The sequence below is a fragment of the Bifidobacterium sp. UBA6881 genome (assembly GCA_002451435.1).
Taxonomy (GTDB): domain Bacteria; phylum Actinomycetota; class Actinomycetes; order Actinomycetales; family Bifidobacteriaceae; genus Bifidobacterium.
Genome location: DKCF01000059.1, coordinates 4,015 through 4,777, shown reverse-complemented (window position 1 = coordinate 4,777; position 763 = coordinate 4,015). Strand labels below are relative to the sequence as shown.

The 763-nt window shown below is 56.7% G+C and carries 1 protein-coding gene; it reads left to right on the top strand.

Going from position 1 to position 763, the window contains the following annotated elements:
- Window positions 1-763, top strand: a 763-nt coding sequence (locus tag B3C64_RS04665; RefSeq protein ID WP_349679957.1) for a MarR family winged helix-turn-helix transcriptional regulator, incomplete at both ends; no start/stop codon positions are given.

Here is a 763-nt window from a genome sequence, read left to right as displayed (position 1 = left end):
TTTGGTTGCGTGAGTGGTGCGATGGCAGGCGTTTTCTCCAGCCACTGGTTGATTTGGTTGCGTGGATGGCTGGTGAGCGGGTATTTTCTGCCACCGCTTGGATGTTTTTTGACCGCATGGACGGTGGCGGAGCATTTTGCGACACGCAGAATTGTTGCATATACAACTGTTGTATATGCAACCGATTATGCTATGGGATTGTGACAGAAGAACCGAACAACGAAACGGCTCCGGTGAATCCCGCGTTCGCCAGGGCGTGGGAGCGGGGTGTATGCAAACCGCCGAGCGTCGCCATCCGATCGTTGCACAATGTCATCAACCGGTACCTTTCGGTCACCCATCCAAAAGAAGTGGAGGGACTGACTGGAAACAACATCGACATCATCTCGTACCTGTCGCGCAATGCGCGGCGTGAGGTGTTCCCTCAGGATGTGGAACGGCGCTTCGGCATCACCCGTTCGACGTCCTGCCGGGTGCTGGGCTTGATGGAGCGCAAGGGGTTGATTGCCCGCGAGTCGGTTCCGCAGGACGCGCGTCTGAAAAGAATCGTGCTGACCGATAAGGCGCGGAACATCGCCGAGGCGTTGCACAGCAATGCGATCGCCATGGAAAACGCGTTGCTGCAGGGGCTGAGCGATGATGACATCCGTCGATTCATGCACACGCTCGATGTCATGCAGTCGAATCTGGTAAGGACCGGACGCATCGGTGACGCCGACAAGTATTCGAGCCTCGCCATAGATGAGTCGGTTTCGCGCGAGAC